This is a genomic window from Herbaspirillum rhizosphaerae (assembly GCF_001189965.1).
GTDB classification, from domain to species: domain Bacteria; phylum Pseudomonadota; class Gammaproteobacteria; order Burkholderiales; family Burkholderiaceae_D; genus Herbaspirillum; species Herbaspirillum rhizosphaerae.
Genome location: NZ_LFLU01000005.1, coordinates 40,007 through 65,387 on the forward strand (window position 1 = coordinate 40,007; position 25,381 = coordinate 65,387).

Annotated in this window: 25 protein-coding genes; 14 read left to right on the forward strand and 11 right to left on the reverse strand. The window is 60.3% G+C overall.

The annotated features are described in order from the left end of the window. Window positions 1-51: 51 nt before the first annotated feature. Together leuS and AKL25_RS09140 are read right to left on the reverse strand one after the other, a co-directional pair. Window positions 52-2,706 carry a leucine--tRNA ligase gene (leuS, locus tag AKL25_RS09135; RefSeq protein WP_050477341.1) on the reverse strand — a complete coding sequence of 885 codons (2,655 nt, stop codon included), beginning with the start codon at window positions 2,704-2,706 and terminating at the stop codon, window positions 52-54. A gap of 36 nt (window positions 2,707-2,742) precedes the next feature. Further along, window positions 2,743-2,937, reverse strand: coding sequence for a hypothetical protein (locus AKL25_RS09140; RefSeq protein ID WP_050477342.1), 195 nt, complete (start codon window positions 2,935-2,937; stop codon window positions 2,743-2,745). A gap of 1 nt (window position 2,938) precedes the next feature. Between AKL25_RS09140 and AKL25_RS09145 the strand changes: the two genes are divergently transcribed. The 6 genes from AKL25_RS09145 (at window position 2,939) to AKL25_RS09170 (ending at window position 8,654) form a co-directional block, all read left to right on the forward strand. Then, window positions 2,939-3,958, forward strand: coding sequence for a LacI family DNA-binding transcriptional regulator (locus AKL25_RS09145; RefSeq protein ID WP_050477343.1), 1,020 nt, complete (start codon window positions 2,939-2,941; stop codon window positions 3,956-3,958). A gap of 65 nt (window positions 3,959-4,023) precedes the next feature. Next, a complete protein-coding gene (locus tag AKL25_RS09150; protein ID WP_050477344.1) occupies window positions 4,024-5,043 on the forward strand; it encodes an ABC transporter substrate-binding protein in 1,020 nt (339 codons plus the stop codon). A gap of 2 nt (window positions 5,044-5,045) precedes the next feature. Next, the gene (locus tag AKL25_RS09155; RefSeq protein ID WP_050477345.1) at window positions 5,046-5,903 is read left to right on the forward strand and encodes an ABC transporter permease; all 858 of its coding nucleotides are present in this window, start codon (window positions 5,046-5,048) and stop codon (window positions 5,901-5,903) included. 11 nt (window positions 5,904-5,914) lie between these two features. Beyond that, window positions 5,915-6,718, forward strand: a complete 804-nt coding sequence (locus AKL25_RS09160) for an ABC transporter permease (RefSeq protein WP_050477346.1) — start codon at window positions 5,915-5,917, stop codon at window positions 6,716-6,718. Between the two features lie 41 nt (window positions 6,719-6,759). Continuing rightward, window positions 6,760-7,839 (forward strand): ABC transporter ATP-binding protein, encoded by a 1,080-nt coding sequence (locus AKL25_RS09165; protein WP_050477557.1) that lies wholly within the window; start codon window positions 6,760-6,762, stop codon window positions 7,837-7,839. Then, window positions 7,836-8,654 (forward strand): phosphodiesterase, encoded by an 819-nt coding sequence (locus AKL25_RS09170; protein ID WP_050477347.1) that lies wholly within the window; start codon window positions 7,836-7,838, stop codon window positions 8,652-8,654. Before AKL25_RS09165 ends, AKL25_RS09170 begins: the two co-directional genes overlap by 4 nt. 54 nt (window positions 8,655-8,708) lie before the next feature. Here AKL25_RS09170 and AKL25_RS09175 read toward each other — a convergent pair whose 3' ends face one another. From AKL25_RS09175 to AKL25_RS09195, 5 genes are all read right to left on the reverse strand, one after another. Next, on the reverse strand, window positions 8,709-9,035 hold the full coding sequence (locus AKL25_RS09175) for a barstar family protein (RefSeq protein ID WP_050477348.1): 327 nt from the start codon (window positions 9,033-9,035) through the stop codon (window positions 8,709-8,711). A 2-nt stretch (window positions 9,036-9,037) separates the two neighbouring features. Next, on the reverse strand, window positions 9,038-9,481 hold the full coding sequence (locus AKL25_RS09180; RefSeq protein ID WP_050477349.1) for an ExbD/TolR family protein: 444 nt from the start codon (window positions 9,479-9,481) through the stop codon (window positions 9,038-9,040). After that, entirely contained in the window at window positions 9,478-10,173 is a 696-nt protein-coding gene (locus AKL25_RS09185; RefSeq protein WP_050477350.1) for a MotA/TolQ/ExbB proton channel family protein, read from the reverse strand. The genes AKL25_RS09180 and AKL25_RS09185 overlap by 4 nt, the downstream gene beginning before the upstream one ends. 134 nt (window positions 10,174-10,307) lie before the next feature. Next, entirely contained in the window at window positions 10,308-11,114 is an 807-nt protein-coding gene (gene dapB, locus AKL25_RS09190) for a 4-hydroxy-tetrahydrodipicolinate reductase (RefSeq protein WP_050477351.1), read from the reverse strand. Between the two features lie 14 nt (window positions 11,115-11,128). After that, window positions 11,129-11,638 (reverse strand): outer membrane protein assembly factor BamE, encoded by a 510-nt coding sequence (locus tag AKL25_RS09195; RefSeq protein WP_050477352.1) that lies wholly within the window; start codon window positions 11,636-11,638, stop codon window positions 11,129-11,131. Between the two features lie 80 nt (window positions 11,639-11,718). Here AKL25_RS09195 and fur point away from each other — a divergent pair, with 80 nt between their 5' ends. Then, on the forward strand, window positions 11,719-12,144 hold the full coding sequence (fur, locus tag AKL25_RS09200) for a ferric iron uptake transcriptional regulator (protein ID WP_007881067.1): 426 nt from the start codon (window positions 11,719-11,721) through the stop codon (window positions 12,142-12,144). 164 nt (window positions 12,145-12,308) lie between these two features. Here the strand turns inward: fur and hrcA are convergent, their stop codons facing one another. Then, window positions 12,309-13,340 (reverse strand): heat-inducible transcriptional repressor HrcA, encoded by a 1,032-nt coding sequence (gene hrcA / locus AKL25_RS09205; protein WP_050477353.1) that lies wholly within the window; start codon window positions 13,338-13,340, stop codon window positions 12,309-12,311. 56 nt (window positions 13,341-13,396) lie between these two features. Continuing rightward, the gene (locus AKL25_RS09210; RefSeq protein WP_050477354.1) at window positions 13,397-14,086 is read right to left on the reverse strand and encodes an HAD family hydrolase; all 690 of its coding nucleotides are present in this window, start codon (window positions 14,084-14,086) and stop codon (window positions 13,397-13,399) included. Between the two features lie 310 nt (window positions 14,087-14,396). Here AKL25_RS09210 and AKL25_RS09215 point away from each other — a divergent pair, with 310 nt between their 5' ends. The 7 genes from AKL25_RS09215 (at window position 14,397) to can (ending at window position 23,779) form a co-directional block, all read left to right on the forward strand. Then, a complete protein-coding gene (locus tag AKL25_RS09215) occupies window positions 14,397-15,314 on the forward strand; it encodes an NAD kinase (protein ID WP_050477355.1) in 918 nt (305 codons plus the stop codon). A 78-nt stretch (window positions 15,315-15,392) separates the two neighbouring features. Then, window positions 15,393-17,039 carry a DNA repair protein RecN gene (gene recN / locus AKL25_RS09220; protein ID WP_050477356.1) on the forward strand — a complete coding sequence of 549 codons (1,647 nt, stop codon included), beginning with the start codon at window positions 15,393-15,395 and terminating at the stop codon, window positions 17,037-17,039. 54 nt (window positions 17,040-17,093) lie between these two features. Further along, on the forward strand, window positions 17,094-18,200 hold the full coding sequence (hemH, locus tag AKL25_RS09225; RefSeq protein WP_050477357.1) for a ferrochelatase: 1,107 nt from the start codon (window positions 17,094-17,096) through the stop codon (window positions 18,198-18,200). Window positions 18,201-18,734: 534 nt separating this feature from the next. Further along, on the forward strand, window positions 18,735-19,295 hold the full coding sequence (gene grpE / locus AKL25_RS09230) for a nucleotide exchange factor GrpE (RefSeq protein WP_050477358.1): 561 nt from the start codon (window positions 18,735-18,737) through the stop codon (window positions 19,293-19,295). Window positions 19,296-19,499: 204 nt separating this feature from the next. Continuing rightward, window positions 19,500-21,443, forward strand: coding sequence for a molecular chaperone DnaK (gene dnaK, locus AKL25_RS09235; protein WP_050477359.1), 1,944 nt, complete (start codon window positions 19,500-19,502; stop codon window positions 21,441-21,443). Window positions 21,444-21,652: 209 nt separating this feature from the next. Beyond that, window positions 21,653-22,786, forward strand: a complete 1,134-nt coding sequence (gene dnaJ, locus AKL25_RS09240) for a molecular chaperone DnaJ (protein WP_050477360.1) — start codon at window positions 21,653-21,655, stop codon at window positions 22,784-22,786. 312 nt (window positions 22,787-23,098) lie between these two features. Beyond that, on the forward strand, window positions 23,099-23,779 hold the full coding sequence (can, locus tag AKL25_RS09245) for a carbonate dehydratase (protein WP_050477361.1): 681 nt from the start codon (window positions 23,099-23,101) through the stop codon (window positions 23,777-23,779). A 110-nt stretch (window positions 23,780-23,889) separates the two neighbouring features. On the opposite strand, the gene panB is transcribed toward can, so the two are convergent. Beyond that, window positions 23,890-24,723, reverse strand: a complete 834-nt coding sequence (panB, locus tag AKL25_RS09250; protein ID WP_050477362.1) for a 3-methyl-2-oxobutanoate hydroxymethyltransferase — start codon at window positions 24,721-24,723, stop codon at window positions 23,890-23,892. A gap of 1 nt (window position 24,724) precedes the next feature. Next, window positions 24,725-25,366, reverse strand: a complete 642-nt coding sequence (locus AKL25_RS09255) for a deoxynucleoside kinase (RefSeq protein ID WP_050477363.1) — start codon at window positions 25,364-25,366, stop codon at window positions 24,725-24,727. Between the last annotated feature and the right edge of the window lie 15 nt (window positions 25,367-25,381).

Consider the following 25,381-nt stretch of genomic DNA (forward strand, 5'->3'; position numbering starts at 1 on the left):
GTGTTCAGGTTCGTGGGCGTGATGTTTTGCGTATCGTGACGACTATCGATATCAGGCAACGATGTTGATCAGCTTGCCCGGCACGACGATCACTTTCTTCGGTGCGCCGGTCAGGAATTTCTGCACGCTTTCGTTGGCCAGCGCCAGCGCTTCGATGGCGGCCTTGTCGGCGTTCTTGGCGACGGTGATGCTGCCGCGCAGTTTGCCGTTGACCTGGATCATCATCTCGATCTCGCTTTGCTCCAGCGCGGCGGCGTCGACTTGCGGCCACTCGGCGTCGAGGATGTCGCCTTGCTGCTTGGCGAAGCCCAGTTCCTGCCACAGCGCGTGCGTAATGTGCGGCGTGATCGGATTGAGGATGCGCAGGAAAATCGAGGTGCATTCCGCCAGCACGGCGTTGGCAGCCGGGCTGTCTTCCAGCTTGGCGGCTTCGAGCGTGTTGAGCATCTTCATGCAGGCCGACACCACGGTGTTGTACTGGATGCGCTTCAGGTCATGATCGGCCTGCTGCAACACCTTGTGTACTTCACGGCGCAATGTCTTCAGCGCGTCGGTCAGTTGTGCAGCGTCGACTGTACCGGCAGCTTGAATGCGGGCCGCGTTGTTATACGCAAACGCCCACACGCGGCGCAGGAAACGGTTGGCGCCTTCGACGCCGGTGCCCGACCATTCCAGCGTCTGCTCCGGCGGCGAAGCGAACATGGTGAACAGGCGCGCGGTGTCGGCGCCGTACTGGTCGATCTGCGCTTGCGGATCGATGCCGTTGTTCTTGGACTTCGACATCTTCTCGGTGCCGCCGATGATGACCGGCTGGCCGTCTTCCCTGAGGATGGCCGAGACCGGACGGCCCTTGTCGTCGTGCGTCAGTTCGACGTCGGCAGGATTGATCCAGGTCTTCTTGCCGGCGGCGTCTTCGCGATAGTAGGTTTCGTTGAGCACCATGCCTTGCGTGAGCAGGTTGGTGAACGGTTCGTCGAATTTCACCAGGCCGAAGTCGCGCATGACCTTGGTCCAGAAGCGCGCGTACAGCAAGTGCAACACGGCGTGTTCGATACCGCCGATGTACTGGTCCATCGGCATCCAGTAATCGTTGCGCGAATCGACCATCGCGTCGTTGCTCTTCGGGGACGTATAACGCATGTAGTACCACGACGAGTCGACGAAGGTATCCATCGTGTCGGTTTCACGGCGCGCCGGTTTGCCGCAGCTTGGGCAATCGACGTGCAGGAATTTTTCATGCTTGTTGAGCGGGTTGCCGCTGCCGTCCGGCACGCAGTCTTCCGGCAACACGACCGGCAGATCTTTTTCCGGCACCGGCACGTCGCCGCAATCGGCGCAATGGATGATCGGGATAGGCGTGCCCCAGTAGCGCTGGCGAGAGATGCCCCAGTCGCGCAGGCGGAAGGTGACTTTCTTTTCACCCAGGCCCTTGGCGGCCAGGTCGGCGGCAACCGCATCGACCGCAGCCTGATAGCCGAGGCCGTCGTATTTGCCGGAGGCTACGGTCTTGCCGCCTTCTTTGTCGCCGTACCATTCTTCCCACGCGTCGGTGGAGTAGGTCTTGCCTTCGACGGCCACGACTTGCTTGATCGCCAGATTGTATTTCCTGGCGAAGGCGAAATCGCGTTCGTCATGCGCAGGCACGCCCATCACGGCGCCGTCGCCGTAGGTGATCAGCACGTAGTTGCCGACCCACACTTCAACTTGTGCGCCGGTCAGCGGATGCGTGACGAACAGGCCGGTCGGCATGCCCTTTTTTTCCATCGTTGCCATGTCGGCTTCGATGACGCTGCCCTTTTTGCATTCGGCGATGAAGTCTTGCAGCGCAGGATTGTTCTTCGCGGCGTAAGTCGCCAGCGCATGTTCCGGCGCTACGGCGCAGAAGGTCACGCCCATGACGGTGTCGGCGCGCGTGGTGAAGACCCACAGCTTGCCGTCGTTGATGAGTTTACCTTCGTTGCCGTCATCCTTGATGTCATGCGGGAAGGCGAAACGCACGCCGGTCGACTTGCCGATCCAGTTGGCCTGCATCAGGCGCACGCGCTCGGGCCAGCCCGGCAGTTTGGTTTCGACGTGTTCCAGCAGCTCGTCGGCGTAGTCGGTGATCTTGGCGTAGTACATCGGGATTTCACGCTTCTCGATGACCGCGCCCGAGCGCCAGCCCTTGCCGTCGATGACCTGTTCGTTGGCCAGCACGGTCTGGTCGATCGGATCCCAGTTCACGGTGCCGGTCTTCTTGTAGATGATGCCTTTTTCGAGCATCTTCAGGAACATCCACTGGTTCCACTTGTAGTATTCAGGCGAGCAGGCCGTCATTTCGCGCGACCAGTCGATCGCCAGGCCCATGGAAGCCATTTGCTTCTTCATGTACTCGATGTTCGAGTAAGTCCATTGCGCCGGCGGCACGCCGTTGGCCATTGCCGCGTTTTCTGCCGGCATGCCGAACGCATCCCAGCCCATCGGCATGAGCACGTTGTAGCCGCTCATGCGCAGGTAGCGGTACATCACGTCGTTGATCGTGTAATTGCGCACGTGGCCCATGTGCAGCTTGCCCGATGGGTAGGGCAGCATCGAACAGGCGTAGAACTTCTTCTTGTCGCGGCCGTTCTTGTCTTTCGCGTGTTCGACGGTTTTGTAGGCGTCGGTCGCGATCCAGTGCTGCTGCGCGGATTGTTCTACTTCTGCGGGGCTATATTTATCTTGCATGACGGGTTGAGGCAAAGGAAAGATCGAAACCCGACATTATACTGGCTCGCCCCTGTGTCCACGCAGTTTAGCGTTGATGTCAGTTTGGCCATGAAAAATGACCAGGCGGAAACTGTTTTTTATTTCCTGGGTGAAATAATTGCCAATGCGATCGGACATGTTCATCGTCATAGGCTCGTCATATTGTGCTGGCACGATGTAATCGTTTTCATAACGGTCATCATCCGACATCGTGCCGCCATCCATCAAACAAGTTGCCCAGCAAGCCGGCGTCTCCACCGCGACGGTGTCGCGCTTGCTCAACAAGCCGGAATCAGTGAGTTCGGATACCGCCGACAAGATCAATCAGGCCATCGCCGCCTTGGGCTTCCGGCCCAACTTCAACGGCCGCAACCTGCGCGCCGGGCGCTCGCGCACCGTCGGCGTGGTGGTGCCGACGCTGTCCAATACGGTGTTTGCGCAATGCCTGCAGGGCATCGAACTGGCGGCGCGCGCGCTGGATTATTCGGTGATGTTCACCGCTACCGAATACCGCCAGGAAGACGAGGCCGCCGCGGTTGATCTGCTGTTGAGCCATCGCGTCGACGGCGTCATCCTGACGGTCGCCGACGCCAGCGCCAGCAACACGCTGGACGTGCTCGACAGCGAAGGTATTCCTTATGTGCTGACCTACAACCAGCCGCAGCAGACGTCGCGTTTGTCGGTCTCGGTCGACAACCGCGCTGCAGCGCACGATGCGGTGGCGCATCTGATCGCGCTGGGACATACCCGCATCCAGATGCTAACCGGTTATTTCCACGCTTCCGACCGGGCGATCCAGCGCTACCACGGCTATCTCGACGCCATGCGCGAACGCGGGCTGGCGCCGATGACGCCGATCGAAGTCCCGCGCCACACCGGCCTTGGCGTCGACCACCTGCAGTCTTTTGCCGATGCCGGACAACGGCCGAGCGCCTTGTTCTGTTCCAACGATCTGCTGGCGTTCTCCGCCATGCGCGACTTGCGCGCGCTGGGTTTGCGCGTGCCGCAGGATATTTCGGTGATGGGCTTCGACGGCATTCCGCTGGGCGAAATGATGTCGCCCGTGCTGGCCAGCGCCGTGCAGCCGTCGGAACAGATCGGCGAGGTCGCGCTGCGCACGCTGGTGGCGGCGATCGAGCAAGCCGGTATCGGCGAAGCCGGTCAGCCTGCTTCCAGCATTCTCGCGCATGCGATCCGCGACGGCGGGTCGGTGCAGCGGTTTGTTCCCTGAGTTTTTCGTTTTGCCTCACCCGCTCTCGTTTTACACAATATCAACAGCAACAGAAAGGAATCCAAATGCGTTTATTTGCAAAATCGTCCAAAGTTCTTCAGACGCTGGCAGCCGGTGCGGCGCTCGCGGCCTCGTTCAGCGTCGCGGCGCAAAACGTCATCTGCTACAACTGTCCGCCGGAATGGGCTGACTGGGCGACCCAGATCAAGACCATCAAGGAAAAGACCGGCATCACCGTGCCGCCCGACAACAAGAACAGCGGTCAGGCGCTGGCCCAGATCATGGCCGAGAAGGCCAGCCCGGTTGCCGACTTCACCTATGTCGGCGTGACCTTCGGCATCGAAGCCAGGAAAAACGACATCATCACCCCGTACAAGCCGGCCGGCTGGAATGACGTGCCTGCCGGTCTGAAAGATCCGGAAGGTTACTGGACCACGATCCATTCGGGTACCATGGGCCTCATGGTCAATGTCGATGCATTGAAAGGCAAGCCGGTGCCGCGCTCGTGGGCGGACCTGCTCAAGCCTGAATACAAGGGGCTGATCGGTTACCTCGATCCGGCCAGCGCCTTCGTCGGCTATGTCGGCGCCGTGGCGGTGAACCAGGCGCTGGGCGGTACGCTGGACAACTTCACGCCCGGCATCAACTTCTTCAAGTCGCTGCAAAAAAATCAACCGATTGTGCCGAAGCAAACTTCCTACGCACGCCTGATCTCGGGTGAAATTCCTATCCTGTTCGGCTACGACTTCGACGCTTATCGCGCCAAGTACAAGGACAAGGCCAACGTCGCATTCGTGATCCCGGCCGAAGGCAGCGTCACCGTGCCTTACGTCGTCAGCCTCGTGAAGAACGGTCCGAACCAGGCCAACGCCAAGAAGGTGCTGGACTTCCTGCTGTCGAACGAAGGCCAGGCAATCTGGGCCAACGCCTATCTGCGTCCGGTGCGCGCCTCGGCCATTTCGAAAGAAGCCGAAGCACGCTTCCTGCCGGCAGCCGACTACGCCCGCGCCAAATCGGTCGACTACGGCAAGATGGCTGAAGTACAGCGCCAGTTCAGCGAACGTTACCTGGCTGAAGTGAAGTAACCATGTCGTCGCACGTGACCAACAAGTCTCATCGCTCGAACCGCAAACGCCCGGGCAGCAAAGTCTGGCTGTTTGCGGTGCCGGGCATGACGCTGTTCGCAGCGTTCTGGCTGCTGCCGATGCTGCGTCTGGTCGGCGTCGGCGCCAGCGGACCGACGGGTGCGATGGCCTATCTGGCCGTCGTCACCAATCGCCACTATTTGTGGAGCCTGGTGTCGACGCTGGTGCTGTCGGGCGTCGTCACCGTGGCGACGCTGGCGATTTCGTCCTTCGTCGGCCTGTTCCTGCAACGCAACCGTTTTCCCGGCAAGCCGCTGCTGCTGGCGATGCTGACGTTTCCGCTGGCCTTCCCCGGCGTGGTGGTCGGCTTCATGGTCATCATGCTGGCCGGACGCCAGGGGCTGATCGGCGCGCTGACCGACAAGCTGTTCGGTGAATCGCTGGTGTTTGCCTACTCGCTGGCCGGTTTGTTTTTGGGCTATCTGTATTTTTCGATTCCGCGCGTGATCCTGACGGTGATTGCCGCGGCGGAAAAGCTCGATCCTTCGCTGGAAGAAGCCGCCCGATCGCTCGGTGCGAATCCGGCGCGGGTATTCCTTGACGTCGTGGTGCCGGCGCTGACGCCTGCGCTGATTTCGTCCGGGGCGATTTGCTTCGCCACCAGCGTCGGCGCTTTCGGCACCGCGTTCACGCTGGCGACCAATATTGATGTCTTGCCGATGGCGATCTATAACGAATTCACCAGCTACGCCAATTTTGCAATGTCGGCAGCCTTGTCGATCGTGCTCGGCGTGATCACCTGGATCGCCCTGGCGCTGGCGCGTTCCCTGTCCGGCAGCACTGTGCCGGCGACGGCTTAGGGAGAGAGACTGTGAAGCGATCTTTTCGTTTTTATCTGCAACTGGCGTTCACCTTGCTGGTGTGCGCCTTCCTGATCGTGCCGGTGGTGCTGTCGATGCTGGCCGGCGTGACGGAGAATTTCTTCGTCGGCTTGTCCAGCGGCTTCACCTTGCGCTGGGTGGCGCAGGTGTGGGACACCTACCAGATGACCATCTGGCGTTCCATCGTCATCGCGCTGGCCTGCCTGGCGGTGACGCTGGTCGCCGGTGTGCCGCTGGCCTACATGCTGGCGCGCTACAAAGGCGGCAACAGTCGTCTGGCGCGCGTGTTCGAAGAACTGCTGATGATGCCGGTGGCGGTTCCCGGGCTGGCGACGGCGCTGGCGCTGATCATGGCCTATGGCCAATACCGCGCGTTTCGCGGCAGCCTGCTGTTCATCCTGGTGGGGCACGTGCTGTTCACGCTGCCGTTCATGGTGCGGCCGGTGCTGGCGGTGATGCAATCGTCGCAACTGGCGGTCCTGGAAGAAGCCGCCGCCAGCCTCGGTGCGAGCATGTCGCAGCGCTTCTTCGGCGTGGTGATCCCCAACGTGATGTCCGGCATCCTGGCCGGTGCGCTGATGGTGGTGACGTTGTCGGTCGGCGAGTTCAACATCACCTGGATGCTGCATACGCCGCTGACCATGACCTTGCCGGTGGGCTTGGCCGACAGCTACGCCTCGATGCGCCTGGAAGTCGGTTCGGCGTACACCCTGATTTTTCTTTTCATGATTATTCCGCTGCTGATCGCCATGCAATGGGTGACGCAGACTACACGCGCACGAGTACGCTTATGAGCAAGCCTTTGAATACAACATCTCCGTCGTTCATGTCCGCCATGTCGGCCCCGCCGCTCTCCATCAGGCTGGTTCACTGCGCCAAGACTTTCGGCAATGGCGCGCCTGCGCTGGAACCGATCGACCTGGAAATCCATCCCGGCGAGACGCTGGTCCTGCTCGGACCTTCAGGCTGCGGCAAGACTACCACCTTGCGGCTGATCGCCGGCCTGGAGTTTCCCGACGCCGGCGGCCGCGTGATGTTCGGCAACGACGACGTGACCGACTTGCCGATCGAAAAACGCGGCGTCGGCATGGTGTTCCAGAATTACGCCTTGTTTCCCAACATGACGGTCGGCGAGAACATCGCCTACGGCCTCAAGATTCGCAAAATGGCGTCTGCCGAGCGGCTGGCAAAGATAGAGACGCTGCTGGAAATGGTGCACCTGCAAGGGCTCAGCCATCGGCGCATCGACCAGTTGTCGGGCGGCCAGAAGCAGCGTGTCGCCCTGGCGCGCGCGCTGGCGGTGGAGCCGAAAGTCTTGCTGCTGGACGAGCCGTTGACGGCGCTCGACGCCAAGCTGCGCGAAACCCTGCGCGCCGATCTCAATCAGTTGCTGCGCAAGCTCGGCATCACGGCGATTTACGTCACGCACGATCAGGGCGAAGCCATGGCGCTGGGCGACCGCGTGGTGGTGATGGAACGCGGCAAGATCGCGCAGATCGGCAGTCCGCAGGACATTTACTATCGTCCGGTCAACGCCTTCGTCGCCGACTTCATCGGCACGATGAATCGCGTCACGGGCATCGGCCGCGCAGGCCAGCTGTCGTTCGCTGCTGGTGCGGTGCCGATGGCGTCGGTGAGGGACAACCAGACCATGACCGCGATGTTCCGTCCCGAGGACGTCGACATCGTGCCGCTGGAAACCGTCGGCGCGGAAATCTTCGGCGACGTCATGTCGACCTTCTTCATGGGCGATCGCACGCGTTTGCTGGTGGACATCGGCGACGAGCTGCCGGTGATCGTGGAAACGCGCCGCCGCGGCGTCTGGCATGCAGGCGAACGCATCGGTCTGCGCGTGCCTGAGCATGCCGTCATGCAGTTGCCCGGCAAGCCATGGGAAGGGGAGGAGCGTCCATGATCCTCTGTCAAATTTCCGACCTGCACATCAAGGCCGCAGGCAAAAAATCCTACAAGGTGGTCGATACGGCAGAAAGCCTGCGCCGCTGCATCGCGCAGGTGAATCAACTGAAGCAGCGTCCCGATGCCGTCGTGTTTACGGGCGACCTGGTCGACTTCGGCCTGGCGGAAGAGTATGCGATGCTGCGCAGCTTGCTGGCGCCGCTGAGCGTGCCTTACTACCTGCTGCCGGGCAATCACGATGAGCGCCAGGCGCTGCGTGAGGCATTTCCGGAGCATGCCTATCTGCGGCAGAACAGCGAGCGCATCGAGTACGTCATCGACGATCATGCACTACGCATCGTTGCGCTCGACACGGTGATCCCGCGTTCCAGCAACGGCGAGCTTGCGTCTGCCAGCATGGTGTGGCTGGATCGCGTGCTGAGCGAACAGCCGCAGCGCCCGACGGTGATCGTGATGCATCATCCGCCGTTCAAAACCGGCATCGGTCACATGGACGATATCGGGCTGGCGAATCCGCAGTTGCTGGAAGAGGTCGTGCGGCGCCATCCGCAGGTGGAGCGCGTCTTGTGCGGCCATTTGCACCGGCCGATCACTGCGCGTTTCGGCGGCACGATAGCGTCAACCTGCCCGGGCGTGTCGCATCAGGTGATGCTGGATCTGGATCCGCAGGCGGCGTCGCAGTTCGTCATGGAACCGCCGGGATTCCAGTTGCATCTGTGGGACGGGCAGGCCGGGCTGATCAGTCACACCGCTTACGTTGGCGAGTTCGACGGGCCGTATCCGTTTTATGACGGCGATAATTTGATTGACTGAGTGATCGACTGAATGATCGACTGATCAAGCCATCGCCGGACGGCGGCGAGGGGATTACAGCAACGCCAGCTTGAGCGTTGCCGTTTCTTCGTAGTCTTCGCAGCGTTCGTTGATCATGGCGACGCAGAATTGCAGTTCTTCCACGATGTCCGGTGCGGCGGCGCGCAGTTTGTCGCTGTGCTGGACTTCGATCGTCAGCACTTCATTTTCCTTCAGTACGAATTTGCTCATGCCGTCGTCATCGCGCAGGTAGCTGAGGCAGTCGACCCAGGCGTTCATGTTGCGGCCGTAGAAATCGGGAAAACCGAATACTTTCTCGCATTCGCTATGGAAGCTGTCCCAGTCGGTGATGAGTTCGCCGTTCAGGCGGGCGGTTGGCATGATTATTTTTTCTCCGCGCCTGCAGGCGTATCGGGTTTGGGATCGGTGACGAAACCGAGTTTGTTCAGGCCGTTGCTTTGCGCGGCCGACATCACATCCGCAATCACTTCATAACGCGTGGCTTTGTCGGCGCGCAGTTGGACTTCCGGCTGCGGCTGTTTGGCGGCGGCCGCGCTCATGCGGTTGGTGAGTTCGGCCAGCGTGACGGGCTGGTCTTGCCAGTACAGTTTGCCGGCGGCATCGATGGCGACGCTGACGGTCTGCGGCTTTTCCGGCGCCGGCGCGGATTTGGCGGTCGGCAGGTCGAGTTGCAGCGAATGTGTAAACAGCGGCGCCGAGAGGATGAAAATCACCAGCAGCACCAGCATCACGTCGACCATCGGCGTGACGTTGATCTCTGCCATCGGGCCGGAATGCTGATTGTCGTTGAAGCCGCCGAAGCTCATGATTGCCTCTCGCCGACGCGTTCGCCGGTCGTCAGGTAAGCATGCAGGTCGTGCGCGAAGCCGTCCAGCTCCGCCAGTGTCAGGCGGTTGATGCGCGTGAAGGCGTTATAGGCCAGCACCGCGGGAATCGCCACCACCAGGCCGAGCGCGGTCATGATCAGTGCTTCGCCGACGGGACCTGCGACCTTGTCGATCTGCACCGTACCGCTGGCCGATACCGCCGCCAGCGCATGATAAATACCCCAGACCGTACCGAACAGGCCGACGAAGGGCGCCGTCGAACCGACCGAGGCCAGCAGCGTCAGGCCGCGTTCCAGCCGCGCCGAGACGCGGTTGATTTCACGGCGCAGGGTGCGCGTGATCAGTTCGCCGGGATCGGTGGCGGCATTCAGCGACGGCGCGCCTTGCTGTTTGGAGGAAATGCTGGCGGCTTCGGACGAGCGCAGCGCCAGGGGAACATAGATTTCTTCGCTGTCGACGGTTTGCATCACGGCAATGGCGTCGGTCAGCGTCGGCGCTTTCCAGAAGCCGTCCAGCGCGTTGCTGCTGCGGCGGATACGCCAGGAACTCCAGGTTTTGGAAAGAATGTAATACCAGCTGGCGATGGACATCAGCAGCAAGGCGTAAGCGACGGCATGTGAAATGGCATCGCCTTGTGCCCAGTAATGGGCGAATCCAACGGTTTGTTCCATGGTGTGTTCTCTTGGTTAACGACAGAGTTGATGGCAATCCGTTGGAGCGGTCATCCGTCAAAAGATTCTCAGCAGATTTGCGGCGGATCTGATCCGACGCGCGATAGAAACAAGCGCGCCGGATCGAAGATGACTTACTTCAGTCCCAGCACGTCCTGCATGTCGTACAGGCCGGTCGACTTGTCAGCCAGGAAGCGCGCGGCGCGCAGGCTGCCGTGGGCGTAGGTGACGCGGCTGGACGATTTGTGGGTGATTTCGATACGCTCGCCGATGCCGGCAAACAGCACGGTATGGTCGCCGACGATGTCGCCGCCGCGGATGGCGGAGAAGCCGATCGACGACGGATCGCGTTCGCCGGTGATGCCTTCGCGGGCGTAGACGGCGACGTCGTCGAGTTTGACGCCGATGGCGTCGGCAATCACTTCGCCCATCTTCAGCGCAGTACCGGACGGTGCATCGACCTTGTGACGATGGTGGGCTTCGATAATTTCAATGTCGTAGCCGTGGGTGAAACTCTTGGCGGCCATTTCCAGCAGCTTGAGCGTGACGTTGACGCCGATGCTCATGTTGGGCGCCTGCATGATCGCGGTTTTGGTCGCGGCGGCGGCGATGGCGTCCTTGGCTTCCTGTTCCAGGCCGGTGGTGCCGATGACCATCTTGATGCCGTGCGCGGCGCAGTATTCGGCGTGCTTCAGCGTACCTTCCGGACGCGTGAAGTCGATCAGGACGTCGACATCGGCCAGACCTTTGGCCAGGTCGGATTCAATCGCCACGTTGGCGGGCTTGCCGAGGAAAGAGGCAGCATCGGTGCCCAGGCTCGGCGAGCCCGGCACGTCCAGCGCGCCGGCCAATACCATGTCGTCGGCGTTCTGGATGGCTTCGATCAGCATGCGGCCCATACGGCCGGAAGCGCCGGCTACGGCGATTTTCAGTGCGCTCATATTGCTAAATCTTCTTACTTGTTCGTGATGGTGGGGGCGATCGGCGTGTCGGACAGCTCAGGCATCGCGCCTTTCTTCGAACCGGCGATCAGCGACAGGTATTCCTGCTCGGTCGGCAGGTTGTCGCCGCCTTCGTAGCGGTCCATCAGATTGTCCTTGAAGAACACCGAAACGCGGCTGCTCATGATTTCGCCGTTGCCCTTGGCCAGGCGGAATTCATAATCCCAGCGGTCCGAGTGGAACACGTCGGTCAGCAGCGGCGTGCCGAGCACGAAGCGAACCTGTTCGCGCGTCATGCCGGGTTTGAGCTGGGCGACCATTTCCTTGGAAACGAAGTTGCCTTGCTGGATATCGATACGATAAGGTTTGAAGAAGCCGAACAGGCTGCCGTCCTTCTTGATCACATGTACGCCGCTTGCGTCAGCCGATGCTGCGCCTTCTGCCGGTTTGTTAGATGCACAGCCGGACAGCAGGGAGCCCAGCGCGATCAGCGCGAGGGCGGTAATACGGTAGGAAGGCAACATTCGCATAAAGATTTCAATTGGTTGAGCAATTGTGCTAAAACGCTATATGATAAAGCAGATAACCCGATTTTTACTGAAACATGCCTAATAATCCATCCGAACTGAAAGCCAGCGGCCTCAAAGCTACTTTGCCGCGTCTGAAAATCCTGGAAATCTTCCAAAACACCGAGGTGCGCCACCTCAGTGCCGAAGATGTCTACAAAATCCTGCTGGCCGACAATCTGGACGTGGGACTGGCGACGGTCTACCGCGTGCTGACTCAGTTCGAGCAGGCCGGCCTGCTGCAGCGCAATCACTTCGAAACCGGCAAGGCCGTGTTCGAACTGAACGAAGGCTCGCACCATGACCATCTGGTCTGCCTGGATTGCGGCAAGGTCGAAGAATTCTTCGATGCCGAAATCGAAAAGCGCCAGGTCAAGATTGCCCAGGAGCACGGTTTCGAGATTGCCGACCATGCGCTGGCGCTCTACGGACATTGCCGGGATTGCCAGAAAACCAAGAAGTAACCAGGCAGCAGGTTCGGCGTTCAGCAGCAATTCAGCGTCATGTGTAAAAAAGCCATCCGGCGGTAAGGCCGGATGGCTTTTTTATTGTCGGTCCTGCGCGCGTAAAGTTGGGTAAGGCGTTTGCAACATTCCCGTTGCCTGTCGCCGCGGCGTTCAGTTATCGCTCAATTATTGCTCAGCGCGCTCGACAGCAATTTGGCGGTGATGTCGACAATCGGAATCACGCGTTCGTACGCCATGCGCGTCGGACCGATCACGCCCAGCGTGCCGACGATCTTGCCGTTGACTTCATACGGCGCGGTGACGATGCTCATGTCGTCCATCGGCACCAGTTGCGATTCGCCGCCGATGAAAATCTGCACGCCGGTGGCCTTGCTCGATACGTCCAGCAACTGCATCAGGCTGGTCTTCTGTTCGAACATGTCGAACAGCTTGCGCAGGGATGTCATGTTCGACGAGAGGTCGGAGACGCTCAGCAGATTGCGCTCGCCGGAAATCACCACGTTGTCGGATTCGTCCGCCATGGCGTCGCTGCCGGCTTCGACCGCGGCCTGCATCAGGCTGGTCATGTCGTCGCGCAGCTGGCGCAGTTCGTTCTGCAGGCGCAGGCGCACTTCATCGAAGCCGAGGCCGCCGTAGTGCTGGTTGATGTAGTTGGCGGCCTGCACCAGTTGCGACGGCGTGTAGTCGACATCGGTCAGCAGCAGGCGGTTTTGCACATCGCCGCGCGGGCCGACGATCACCAGCAGGATGCGTTTTTCGGACAGGCGCAGGAATTCGATTTGCTGGAAAATCGATTCGCGCTTGGGCGTCATGACCACGCCGGCAAATTGCGACAGCGACGACAGCACCTGCGCCGCATTGGAAATGATCTTCTGCGGCGAGTTGAGCTGCGAGCGCGATTGCAGTTTGGTTTCCAGCGTCGCTTCGTCGATGGCGTCGATCGACTCGATGGTCAGCAGCGTGTCGACGAACACGCGATAGCCGCGCGGCGTCGGAATCCGTCCGGCGGAAGTGTGCGGGCTGGCGACGAAGCCCATGTCTTCCAGGTCGGCCATGACGTTGCGGATAGTCGCCGGCGACAGTTCGAGTCCCGAAATCTTGGAGAGCGCGCGCGAGCCGACCGGCTGGCCGTCGGCGATATACCGTTCGACCAGTGCCTTGAGCAGGGTTTGAGCGCGATTGTCTAGTTGCATGTCTTCATTCTAACGACCCGGCGGCAGGCCTGCCAGCGTCTTCTCATTTATATGCATCATGCCGCCAGCCAGCTGGCCAGTTCGCTCAGGTCGGCGCAGACCGCATCGGGGCGCACATGGTCGGGCAGCTCGCGTTTGAAACGGTTCATCCAGACCGCGCGCAAGCCGGCCTGCTGAGCGCCCAGCACGTCCAGCGTGAGGTCGTCGCCGACGTAGACGGTGTGCTCCGGGGCCACGTCCAGCGCCGTGCAGGCCGCGTGGAAGATGGTTGGATCGGGTTTTGCCGTGCCGAATTGGTGCGCGGCAATGGAAATCTCGAAATGCTCCGCCAGCCCGATGCGGCCGAGATCGGCAAAACCGTTGGAGACGGTGCCGAGCCGGACGCGCGGTTTCAGCTGGAGCAAGCCCGGAACCACATCGTCGAAGGGCGTGACCGCATTGCGGCCGGTGGTGAAAACTTCCATGGCCGGATCGGCGAGCGCCGGATCTTCGCCATGTTCGCTCAGCACCGCGATCAACGCGGCATGGCGCAAGGCCCACAGGTTGATCTTGTACTTCGGATCGCTTTTCGCCAGCAGGATGCGGCGTGCGCGCAGGCTTTCTATCGTTTCCCGTTCGACCACATTCGGCGCATGCTGGCGCAGCCAGTCGTACAACTGGCTTTCGGCGAGATGCAGCACCGGCTCGATGGCCCACAGCGTATCGTCAAGGTCGAACAGGACCGCCTGTATGTTTGTTTTGTTCATCAAAATCGATTCAAAGTCGTCTGGGGCCTGTTAACAATGAATTTACGAGATGCGTTTCAGCCAGGCAGTGTGCTGGCAAGGCGCGTGGCGTAGCAGGTGGCGGGCCCACCTGCAAGCCATGCAACGCCGCCAGCGCACTGCCTGGCTGAAACCCTTCGGGAACGGCTGCAGGCGTCGCCTGCCGTTGTTGCAGCTCCTTGCCGTAGCACCGCTACGACGCGTCGCTGCGCCTAGGCAGTCAACGCCTGCCGCGCGTTCGCATTCGTAAATTCATTGTTAACAGGCCCCGAATTATGCTTTAATCCGCAGCATGTGGCCCATCAAATTACCCGTGCAGGCGGCAACGCCTAAAACCATTGCAATCGTCGGCAAATTTCATGCCGTCGGTATCGCCCAATCCTTGTCGGACATCGCCGCTTTCCTGGAAGCGCATGGCCACACCATCGTGTTTGAAGCCGAGACCGCGCAGAACGTCGCGCTGGAAGGCTACGACGCCATGTCGCCGGAACAGATCGGCCAGTTCGCCGACGCCGCCATCGTGGTCGGCGGCGACGGCACCATGCTCGGGATTGCCCGCCAGCTGGCGCCGTTCAATGTCCCGCTGATCGGCATCAACCAGGGCCGGCTGGGCTTCATGACGGATATTTCGCTAGACCGCATGATACCGGTATTGGCCGACATGCTGGACGGGAAGGTAGACGCCGAGACGCGCTCGCTGCTGGAGGCGACGGTGTTCCGCGACGGCGAACAGATTTTCAATGCGCTGGCGTTCAATGACGTGGTGGTGGCGCGCGGCGCCTCTTCGGGCATGGTCGAGCTGACCGTCGAAGTCGACGGTCGCTTCATGTACAACCAGCGCTCCGACGGTTTGATCGTGGCCACGCCGACCGGTTCGACCGCCTACGCCTTGTCGGCCGGCGGTCCGATCCTGCATCCAAGCCTGCACGGTATCGTGCTGGTGCCGATTGCGCCGCATGCCTTGTCGAATCGTCCGATCGTGATTCCCGATTCCTGTGAAATCTCGATCCGCGTCGTCAACGGCCGCGACATCAGCGCCAATTTCGATATGCAGTCGCTGACCAGCCTGACCCATGGCGACCTGATCGTGATCAAGCGCTCGGCGCACAAGATCACTTTCCTGCATCCTGAGGGCTGGAGCTATTACGACACCTTGCGGCAGAAACTTCACTGGAACGAATACCCCTCCGTAGAAGGCCGTTTACAATAACGACCAATCTCTGCGCCCGCGGCTTGTGTCTGCGCGGATGCAGCAAGCAATATTTCCAAAACATCACTACAAAATCCCATGCTGCGTACCCTGTCGATTCGTGATTTCGTTATCGTCGATGCCATTGAACTTGAGTTCGCACCCGGATTTTCCGTCTTCACCGGCGAAACCGGCGCGGGCAAGTCGATCCTGATCGATGCGCTGGCGCTGGCCCTTGGCGGACGCGGCGACGCCAGCGTGGTGCGCGAGGGCGCGGCCAAGGCCGATATCACGGCCGACTTCAGCGTGAGCGACGATGCCGCCGCCTGGCTGGAAGCGCATGAGTTCGCCGACGAAGACGGCGCGGTGCTGTTGCGCCGCGTGATCGACAACGCCGGACGCTCCAAGGCCTTCATTAACGGCATTGCCGCCACTGCGACGCAGTTGCGCGAACTGGGCGAACTGCTGGTTGATATTCACGGTCAGCATGCGCACCAGTCCTTGCTCAAGGCCGATGCGCAGCGCCAGTTGCTGGACAATCAGGCTTGTTTGCTGGATGAGGCAAAGGCCGTTGCCGCCGCCTACAAAACCTGGCGCGCGCTGGCGAAGCAACGCGAAGAATTTGAAATCAACGCCAAGAACGTCCTGCTTGAACGCGAACGTCTCGAGTGGCAGGTCAACGAATTGGAAAAACTGGCCGTCAAGCCCGGCGAGTGGACCGACATCAGCAACGAACACAGCCGCCTGTCGCACGCTGCGAGCCTGATCGAGGGCGCGCAGGAGGCGCTCAGCGCGATTTCCGAATCGGAGTCGCCGATCCTGTCGCAACTCTCGTCGCTGACGCAAAAACTGAGCAAGCTGACCGACGTCGACGCCGCTCTGAAACCTGTCATGGATGCGCTGGAACCCGCACAGATTCAATTGCAGGAAGCGGTCTACGCGCTCAACGATTACCTGGGCCGGGTTGAGCTTGATCCGGCGCGTTTGCAGCAGGTGGAAGGGCGTCTCGAAGCGATCCATTCGACCGCGCGCAAATTCCGCGTCACGCCCGATGAACTACCGCAGGAACACGTCAAGCTGGCCGAAGAGTTGAAGCAGCTGGCCGACGCCAGCGACCTCGACGCCTTGCGGGCGCAGGAAGAAAAACTCAAGGCGGCTTACACCGGCGCTGCGATGAAATTGTCCAAAGGCCGCACCAAAGCCGCCAAGGCGTTGAGCGAAGCGGTGACCGCGGCGATGCAGGATCTGAGCATGTCCGGCGGACGCTTTTCGATTGCACTGGAAGCCGGCGAGCCTGCGGCTTACGGTCTGGAGCAGGTCGAGTTCCTGGTTGCCGGCCATGCCGGCGTGGCGCCGCGGCCGCTGGCGAAGGTGGCTTCCGGCGGCGAACTGGCGCGTATCGCGCTGGCGATTTCCGTGATCGCATCGAGCTCGACGGCGACGCCGACCCTGATTTTCGACGAAGTCGACAGCGGCATCGGCGGCGGCGTGGCCGAAGTGGTCGGCCGCCTGCTCAAACGCCTCGGCCAGGATCGCCAGGTGCTGTGCGTGACGCATTTGCCGCAAGTCGCCAGCCAGGGCAATCAGCACTTCCAGGTCAGCAAGCGCAACGACGGCGGCAAGACCGTGTCGCAGATTGAGGCGCTGGACGCCAAGTCGCGCGTGGAAGAAATCGCCCGCATGCTGGGCGGCCTGGAAATTACCGCGACCACGCGCAAGCACGCGCGCGAATTACTCGCGCTCTGAGGCCGCTGCCTCCCAGCCATCGCCAGATCCAGATTCAGACCATCACGGACTTCCATGTCATTTCGCCAAGAACCTCCTTATACCCACGGCACGCCGGCCGGCACGGCGATCGTGCTGGTCAATCTCGGCACCCCTGACGCGCCGACCGCGCGCGCGGTGCGCCGCTATCTGAAGCAATTCCTGTCGGATCCGCGGGTGGTGGAGATTCCGAAGGCAGTGTGGTGGTTCATCCTGAACGGCATCATCCTGCCGTTTCGCTCCGGCAAATCGGCGGAGAAATACGCCTCGATCTGGTCTGACGAAGGATCGCCGCTCAAGGTCAATACCGAGCGCCAGGCCGCGCTGCTGCGCGCGCGCATGCAGGAGCGCGGCCATCGGGTGCAGGTGACGTACGCCATGCGTTACGGGCAACCTGCCTTGCCTGACGTGCTGGACAGCCTCAAGGCGCAGGGCTGCGATCGCATCCTGATTCTGCCGGCCTATCCGCAATATTCCGGCACCACGACGGCGTCGATTTTCGATGCCGTGTTCAGCCATTTTTCCAGAGTGCGCAACGTTCCCGAGCTGCGCTTGATCAAGCATTATCACGACCACGATGCCTATATCCAGGCGCTCAAGGCCTCGGTGCTGGCGCATTGGGACGCCAACGGCCAGCCGGACAAGCTGGTGATGAGTTTTCACGGCGTGCCCAAGCGCACCTTGCTGCTGGGCGATCCTTACCATTGCGAATGCTACAAGACGGCGCGCCTGCTGGCGGCGGCACTGGGTCTGGGCGAGTCTGAATATCTGGTGACCTTCCAGTCGCGTTTCGGCAAGGCCGAGTGGCTGCAGCCCTATACGGCGCCGACGCTGCAGGAACTGGCGCGCCAGGGCGTGCAAAGGGTGGATGTCATGTGCCCCGGTTTCACCAGCGACTGCCTGGAAACCCTGGAAGAGATTGCGATGGAAGCCAAGGGCGAGTTCCTGCATGCCGGCGGCAAGGAGTTTCACTTCATTCCTTGCCTGAACGGCGACGCCGCCTGGATACAGGGCATGATGGAAATCGCCGAGCTGCACATGGTCGGCTGGCCCACCATGGCAGGCGCCGCGTTGCGCGAAGAAGAAAAGAAACAGGCGGAAATCTCCGCCGCACAAGCCCGCCGTCTGGGCGCGACGCAATAGACTAAAGTGGATGTAAGCCACCGCCAGCCTGTTAAAATAGCGGGCTGCGCGGTTATTGCGCTATGGAAATGCGGAAATCTTGTGCGTTGGTTGCCAGGACGATGCGGGGCTTGAAATGCGGCTCTGCAGAAAGCAGATTCAGTACAGCGCGACTAACTGCGAATAGCTGATCCAGGCGGCTGCCAGCAAGGTGTAGGCAATGATGGTGGCGGAGATAAGCGGCAATTTCATGACGTCTCCTTGAAGGTTGGTAGAAAAAATGGGATGACTGCATCATAAATGTTGCATCGCGATTCGCTATTTCAAGTGTAGTAAATTCTGTAACAAGACGTTAGTGGCGGCTTAGAACGTTTAGTTGGATGCATATGACTTTTTGCTCCCAATTGAACAATTCGGGCCGTTTGCGCCGTAATGTCCGGCAATAACCCTTGAAAATTAAGGGGTAAAGCCTCATGTGCATTGCCATGCGTGGGGCGGTCTGCCCGATCAGGCGCTAAAAATTCAATACGCTTTACCAGTTGGAGATTGTTAAATATGCAAGATACGGAAAAACAAGCGGAAAACGAACAGGTGCAGACGGCGCAAGCCCAGGATGCGCAAGCCGGTCAGGCTGACACGGCAGCTGCTGCAACCGAGCCGACAGCGGAAGAGCAGCTCATCGCCGCCGAGGCGAAGATTGCCGAGATGCAGGATGCTTTCCTGCGCGCCAAGGCTGAAGCCGAAAATATCCGCCGCCGTGCGCAAGACGATATCAGCCGCGCCCACAAGTTTGCGATCGAAGGCTTTGCCGAATCGCTGCTGGCGGTCAAGGACAGCCTGGAAATGGCGCTGAAGATCGAAACGCCGTCCGTGGAATCGCTCAAGGAAGGCGTCGACATGACATTGAAACAACTGTCGTCGGCCTTCGAAAAGAACAAGCTGCTGGAAATTCATCCGCAAGCCGGCGAGAAGCTGGATCCGATGAAGCATCAGGCGATTTCCGCCGTGCCGGCAGAGCAGGAAGCCAATACCGTCGTGGCGGTGTTGCAAAAGGGTTATACGATTTCCGAGCGCTTGCTGCGTCCGGCGTTGGTGACTGTGGCGCAAGGCAAGTAAGCTGCAATTAAGTCGCAAATAAGCCGCAAATAAGCAACAAATCGGCAGACCCGGCAGCGACGAAACGAAAAAAGAAAACAAACGGCACAAAATTTGCTTTTAAGTGACATCCGGCGCTTGAAAGCGACAGTTTTCTCCACATATTAAAACTATCAAAACTATTGTTGTTCCCTATTCGGGAACTTAAGGATCGAAGGAAAAATCATGGGCAAAATCATTGGTATTGACTTGGGTACAACCAACTCGTGCGTCTCCGTCATGGAAGGCGGCCAGCCGAAAGTCATCGAAAACTCCGAAGGCGCGCGTACCACGCCTTCCATCATCGCTTATCAGGAAGACGGCGAAGTGCTGGTTGGCGCACCTGCCAAACGCCAGGCCGTCACCAATCCGAAGAACACCATCTACGCAGCCAAGCGTCTGATCGGCCGCAAGTTCGACGAAAAGGAAGTGCAAAAAGACATTTCCCTGATGCCTTACCAGATCGTCAAGGCCGACAACGGCGACGCCTGGATCGGCGTGCGCGACAACAAGCTGGCGCCGCCGCAAATCTCCGCAGAAGTGCTGCGCAAGATGAAGAAAACCGCTGAAGACTACCTGGGCGAAGAAGTGACCGAAGCGGTCATCACCGTTCCTGCGTACTTCAACGACGCGCAACGCCAGGCCACCAAAGACGCCGGCCGTATCGCCGGTCTGGAAGTCAAGCGCATCATCAACGAACCGACAGCCGCGGCGCTGGCGTTCGGCCTGGACAAGACCGAAAAGGGAGACCGCAAGATCGCCGTGTATGACCTGGGCGGCGGCACGTTTGACGTCTCCATCATTGAAATCGCCGACGTCGACGGCGAAAAGCAGTTCGAAGTGCTGTCCACCAACGGCGATACCTTCCTCGGCGGTGAAGACTTCGACCAGCGCATCATCGATTACATCATCGAAGAGTTCAAGAAGATCAACGGTCTGGATCTGTCGAAAGACGCGATCGCTCTGCAACGCATCAAGGCTTCGGCCGAGCGCGCCAAGATCGAACTGTCGTCGTCGCAGCAAACCGAAATCAACGAGCCGTACATCGCCATGGCCAATGGCGCGCCGGTCCACCTGAACCTGAAGATCACCCGCGCCAAGCTGGAATCGCTGGTGGAAGAACTGATCGCCAAGACGATCGAGCCGTGCCGCATGGCGATCAAGGATGCAGGCGTCAAGGTCACCGACATCGACGACATCATCCTGGTCGGCGGCATGACCCGTATGCCGAAGGTGCAAGAGAAGGTGAAGGAGTTCTTCGGCAAGGATCCGCGCAAGGACGTCAATCCGGACGAAGCAGTCGCCGTCGGCGCCGCGATCCAGGGTTCGGTCCTGTCGGGCGAACGCAAGGACTTGCTGCTGCTGGACGTCACGCCACTGTCGCTGGGTATCGAAACCATGGGCGGCGTGATGACCAAGATGATCAAGAAGAACACGACCATCCCGACCAAGTTCAGCCAGGTGTTCTCGACTGCCGACGACAATCAGCCTGCCGTGACCATCAAGGTCTATCAGGGTGAACGCGAAATGGCGGCCGGCAACAAGGCCCTGGGCGAATTCAATCTGGAAGGCATCCCGCCGTCGCCGCGCGGTACACCGCAAATCGAAGTGACCTTCGACATCGACGCCAACGGCATTTTGCACGTCGGCGCCAAGGACAAGGCCACCGGCAAGGAAAACAAGGTCACCATCAAGGCCAATTCCGGCTTGAATGAAGAAGAGATCGAAAAGATGGTGCGCGACGCCGAGGCCAATGCCGACGAAGACAAGCGCCTGAAGGAACTGGCCGAAACCCGCAATCAGGGCGACGCGCTGGTCCACTCCACACGCAAGGCGCTGACTGAATACGGCGACAAGCTGGACGCAGGCGAGAAGGAAACCATCGAAGCTGCGGTCAAGGAACTGGAAGAAGTGTTGAAGGCGAACGACAAGGCCGCCATCGACGCCAAGACGGCAGCACTGTCCGTGGCAGCGCAAAAGCTGGGCGAAAAGATGTACGCCGACCAGCAGGCGCAACAGGCGGCGGCCGGCGGTGCAGCCGGCGCGGCAGGTGCGGGTGCAGCAGGTGCCGGCGAATCGCGTCCGAAGGACGACGACGTGGTCGACGCCGACTTCAAGGAAGTGAAGTAATTTCGATTGCCGGCGGGAGCGTCCTCGATTCCGAGTTCGCTTCTCCGCCGGCAAGCGAAGCAGTCATTCAGGAACACGTCGTCCGGCTTTGCCGGGCGGCACGCCGAGCAAGATGGTCGCGAGATCGTCTCTCGGCTTTTTCACATTGTTGGTTTCTCGCCGGTGCCCACTGCCCGCAGGAAAAATCCAATAACAAGGTGTTATAAAACATGGCAAAACGTGACTTTTACGAAATTCTAGGTCTGGCGAAAAACGCCACCGACGACGAAATCAAGAAGGCTTATCGCAAACTGGCGATGAAGTACCATCCTGACCGCAATCCCGACAGCAAGGGTGCAGAAGACAAGTTCAAGGAGGTCAAGGAAGCCTACGAGATGTTGTCGGATCCGCAAAAGCGCGATGCCTACGATCGTTACGGTCATGCCGGCGTCGACCCCAATATGGGCGGCGGCGGTGGCGGCGCGGGTGCAGGCGGCTTTGCCGATGCCTTCGGCGACATTTTCGGCGACATCTTCGGCGGTGGCGGCGGTGGCCGCGGCCGCAGCGCGGGACCGCAGGTGTATCGCGGCGCCGACCTGCGCTACAACCTGGAAATTACGCTGGAACAAGCGGCCCACGGTTTCGACACCACCATCCGCGTGCCGTCCTGGGACGAGTGCGACACCTGCCACGGTTCCGGCGCCAAGCCCGGCACCTCGCCGACCACGTGCGGCACCTGCGGCGGCCACGGTCAGGTACGCATGCAGCAAGGTTTCTTCAGCATCCAGCAGACTTGCCCGAAGTGCCACGGCAGCGGCAAGGTCATCCCTGAGCCATGCCCGACCTGCGCCGGCGCCGGCCGCCTGAAACGCAACAAGACGCTGGAAGTGAAGATCCCGGAAGGCATCGACGACGGCATGCGCATCCGTTCGTCCGGCAACGGCGAACCCGGCATGAACGGCGGTCCTCCAGGCGACCTGTATGTGGAAATCCACATCAAGCAACACGAAGTATTCCAGCGCGACGGCGACGACCTGCATTGCGAAATGCCGATTTCCTTCGCCAAGGCCGCATTGGGCGGCGAGATCGAAGCGCCGACCCTGAGCGGCAAGGCATCCTTCACGATTCCCGAAGGCACGCAATCGGGCAAGACCTTCCGCTTGCGCGGCAAGGGCATCAAGGGCGTGCGTTCCGGTTATGCCGGCGACCTGTTCTGCCACGTCGTGGTGGAAACGCCGGTGAAACTGACAGAGCGCCAGAAAGACCTGCTGCGCGAATTTGAAAAACTGACCATCGAAGGCGGCGCCAAGCACAGCCCGCAGACCAAGACCTGGAAAGACAAGGTCAAGGAGTTCTTCGAGTAAGCCCCGATGAGACCTGCAGCTTGGCGGCACCAGTCGAAAAGCTGCAGGTTTTTTCCATGTATTTTTCTATACAATGCAGTCGCAGCAGTCGGTGTTGTATCCTGATTGCCGGGCATTTCCCGAAAGACATCTTTTGCACGCGCTGGGCTGATTCATTCTGATGGATTCAGCCGGTCCGGCTGGCTGAAGCAGCGTCCGCCGCGATCGCGCTTGCACCGTCTTTCGTTCATTCACCACCATGCATGCCGTCACATCGCGTCGCTTCATTCATGCGCCGTACGACGGAAAGCGTGACACTCGATCTTGCCGACTATGACCAAACCAAGCCAACAAGACCAGGTTCAGGAACTCCTGCTTCAGGGCAACCGCCGCTGGGCGTCCGAAATCACGGCGCGCGATCCCGACTTCTTTCTGAAGCTCGGTTCGCAGCGCTCGCCGGAATATTTCTGGATCGGCTGCTCCGACAATCGCGTTCCCGCCAACGATCTGCTGGGTTTGTTGCCGGGCGAGTTGTTCGTCCATCGCAACATCGCCAACGTGGTCGTGCATACCGACCTCAACTGCCTGTCGGTGCTGCAATTCGCCGTCGACGTGCTGAAGGTCAAGCACATCATCATCTGCGGCCACTACGGCTGCGCCGGTGTGCAGGCGGCATTGACCAAGCGTCGCGTGGGGCTGGCCGACAACTGGCTGCAACACGTGCAGGATGTGCACGAAAAGCACGTTGACTGTTTCCATGACCACATGTCCGAAGGCGACCAGCATGACCGCCTGTGCGAACTGAACGTGCTGGAGCAAGTCGCCAACATCTGCCGCACCACCATCGTCACCGACGCCTGGGAACGCGGCCAGGAACTGAGCATCCATGCGCTGGTGTACGGCGTGCACGACGGCCTGCTGGAAGCCTTGTCGCCGACGATCTCCAATGCCGACGAATGCAGCCGTCATCTGACGCAAAGCCTGGAGCGCTATCACGACATCAGCGGAAATTAATCGCCGGACTGATCGCAGGCAAGTAATTGCGCTGCAAATGAAAAAAGCCTGCAATGCAGGCTTTTTTCTTGTCCGCTTCCGGATCAAGCGGCAGGCATGGATGCGGCAACTCAGAAGCAATGCTCCGCTGCCGGAAAGCTGCGATCGCGCACCGCCGCCACATACGCACGCACGGCGTCTTCCACGCTGGTTGCGCCTTCCATGAAGTTTTTCACGAACTTCGCCTTGTGTCCCGGGAATACGCCCAGCATGTCGTGCATCACCAGCACCTGGCCGGAGCAATCGACGCCGGCGCCGATGCCGATGGTGGGGATATGCAATTGCGCCGTGACCTCCGCGCCCAGCGTGGCGGGAATCGCCTCCAGCACCAGCAGCGAGGCGCCTGCCGCTTCCACGGCTTTGGCGTCGGCGTGCAAGAGTTCTGCGCCGGCCAGCGTCTTGCCTTGCACCTTGTAGCCGCCCATCTGATGCACCGATTGCGGCGTCAGGCCGAGATGCGCGCATACCGGGATGCCGCGTTCGGTCAGCAAGCGTATCGTATCGGCAAGCCAGGCGCCGCCCTCCAGCTTGACCATGTGCGCACCGGCCTGCATCAGTTTGACCGCATTGTCGAACGCCGCTACCGGCGTGGCGTATGTGCCGAACGGCATGTCCGCCACAATCAGCATGGTCTGGTTGCCGCGCGCCACGCTGGCGGTATGGTAAGCGATGTCGGCGACGGTCACCGGCAGCGTCGACTGATGGCCCTGGCACACCATGCCCAGCGAGTCGCCGATGAGGACGGTGTCGACGCCGCTGCGATCCATCAATGCTGCAAAGCTGGCGTCGTAGCAGGTCAGCATGCTGATCTTCTCGTCCTTGTCGCGCATCGCCTGCAGCGTGTGGACGGTAACGGCTTTTTTGCGCGCAGCAGGTGCCGGCGTGTCTTGCAGATAGGCTGCCAAATCATTCTCCTCGGTTCAGAAACGCGCGCTTGCCGCGCATTTCAACGATGTGCGACAACAGCTGCTGGAAATCGTCTTCCCGTTCGGCCATGTTCATGTGCTCGTTGTTGACGATCAGCAGCGGGGCAGCATCGTAGTTGTAAAAAAAGCGGCTGTAGCTGTCGCACAGGCGCTGCAGGTAGTCGGGCGAGATCGATGCTTCCATCGGAATGCCGCGCTTCCTGATGCGTTCGACCAGCGTTTCCACCGGCGCCTGCAGATAGATCACCAGATCCGGCTGCACGGCGTGCGGGCGCATGTGTTGATAGAGTTGTTCGTAGAGTTTCAGTTCTTCGTCGGCCAGCGTCAGGCGCGCAAACAGCGGATCTTTTTCCAGCAGGAAGTCGCCGACGAAACGCGTCTGGAACAGATCGGATTGCGCCAGCTCCTGCAATTGCTGGATGCGCTGGAACAGGAAGAACATCTGCGTCTGCAACGCATAGCGCGCGGCGTCGCGATAGAACTTCTCGAGGAAAGGATTTTCCTGCGGCTGCTCCAGCACGGCTTGTGCGCCGAGATGCTCGGCCAGCTTGCGGGTCAGCGTCGTCTTGCCGACGCCGATCGGGCCTTCGACGACGATATATTTATAGGTGTCTAAATCCATGCGTGGTCTTCACGG

Excerpts from the sequence above, each read along its gene's own strand:
- AKL25_RS09195 (WP_050477352.1), bottom strand. The coding sequence starts at position 11,638 with ATGTTGCCTTCCTACCGTATTACCGCCCTCGCGCTGATCGCGCTGGGC.
- AKL25_RS09185 (WP_050477350.1), bottom strand. The coding sequence starts at position 10,173 with ATGGAACAAACCGTTGGATTCGCCCATTACTGGGCACAAGGCGATGCC.
- dapB (WP_050477351.1), bottom strand. The coding sequence starts at position 11,114 with ATGAGCGCACTGAAAATCGCCGTAGCCGGCGCTTCCGGCCGTATGGGC.
- AKL25_RS09175 (WP_050477348.1), bottom strand. The coding sequence starts at position 9,035 with ATGCCAACCGCCCGCCTGAACGGCGAACTCATCACCGACTGGGACAGC.
- AKL25_RS09170 (WP_050477347.1), top strand. The coding sequence starts at position 7,836 with ATGATCCTCTGTCAAATTTCCGACCTGCACATCAAGGCCGCAGGCAAA.
- dnaJ (WP_050477360.1), top strand. The coding sequence starts at position 21,653 with ATGGCAAAACGTGACTTTTACGAAATTCTAGGTCTGGCGAAAAACGCC.
- can (WP_050477361.1), top strand. The coding sequence starts at position 23,099 with ATGACCAAACCAAGCCAACAAGACCAGGTTCAGGAACTCCTGCTTCAG.
- AKL25_RS09150 (WP_050477344.1), top strand. The coding sequence starts at position 4,024 with ATGCGTTTATTTGCAAAATCGTCCAAAGTTCTTCAGACGCTGGCAGCC.
- AKL25_RS09140 (WP_050477342.1), bottom strand. The coding sequence starts at position 2,937 with ATGTCGGATGATGACCGTTATGAAAACGATTACATCGTGCCAGCACAA.
- dnaK (WP_050477359.1), top strand. The coding sequence starts at position 19,500 with ATGGGCAAAATCATTGGTATTGACTTGGGTACAACCAACTCGTGCGTC.
- AKL25_RS09165 (WP_050477557.1), top strand. The coding sequence starts at position 6,760 with ATGTCGGCCCCGCCGCTCTCCATCAGGCTGGTTCACTGCGCCAAGACT.
- grpE (WP_050477358.1), top strand. The coding sequence starts at position 18,735 with ATGCAAGATACGGAAAAACAAGCGGAAAACGAACAGGTGCAGACGGCG.
- AKL25_RS09180 (WP_050477349.1), bottom strand. The coding sequence starts at position 9,481 with ATGAGCTTCGGCGGCTTCAACGACAATCAGCATTCCGGCCCGATGGCA.
- AKL25_RS09210 (WP_050477354.1), bottom strand. The coding sequence starts at position 14,086 with ATGAACAAAACAAACATACAGGCGGTCCTGTTCGACCTTGACGATACG.
- hrcA (WP_050477353.1), bottom strand. The coding sequence starts at position 13,340 with ATGCAACTAGACAATCGCGCTCAAACCCTGCTCAAGGCACTGGTCGAA.
- AKL25_RS09255 (WP_050477363.1), bottom strand. The coding sequence starts at position 25,366 with ATGGATTTAGACACCTATAAATATATCGTCGTCGAAGGCCCGATCGGC.
- AKL25_RS09215 (WP_050477355.1), top strand. The coding sequence starts at position 14,397 with ATGTGGCCCATCAAATTACCCGTGCAGGCGGCAACGCCTAAAACCATT.
- fur (WP_007881067.1), top strand. The coding sequence starts at position 11,719 with ATGCCTAATAATCCATCCGAACTGAAAGCCAGCGGCCTCAAAGCTACT.
- hemH (WP_050477357.1), top strand. The coding sequence starts at position 17,094 with ATGTCATTTCGCCAAGAACCTCCTTATACCCACGGCACGCCGGCCGGC.
- leuS (WP_050477341.1), bottom strand. The coding sequence starts at position 2,706 with ATGCAAGATAAATATAGCCCCGCAGAAGTAGAACAATCCGCGCAGCAG.
- recN (WP_050477356.1), top strand. The coding sequence starts at position 15,393 with ATGCTGCGTACCCTGTCGATTCGTGATTTCGTTATCGTCGATGCCATT.
- AKL25_RS09155 (WP_050477345.1), top strand. The coding sequence starts at position 5,046 with ATGTCGTCGCACGTGACCAACAAGTCTCATCGCTCGAACCGCAAACGC.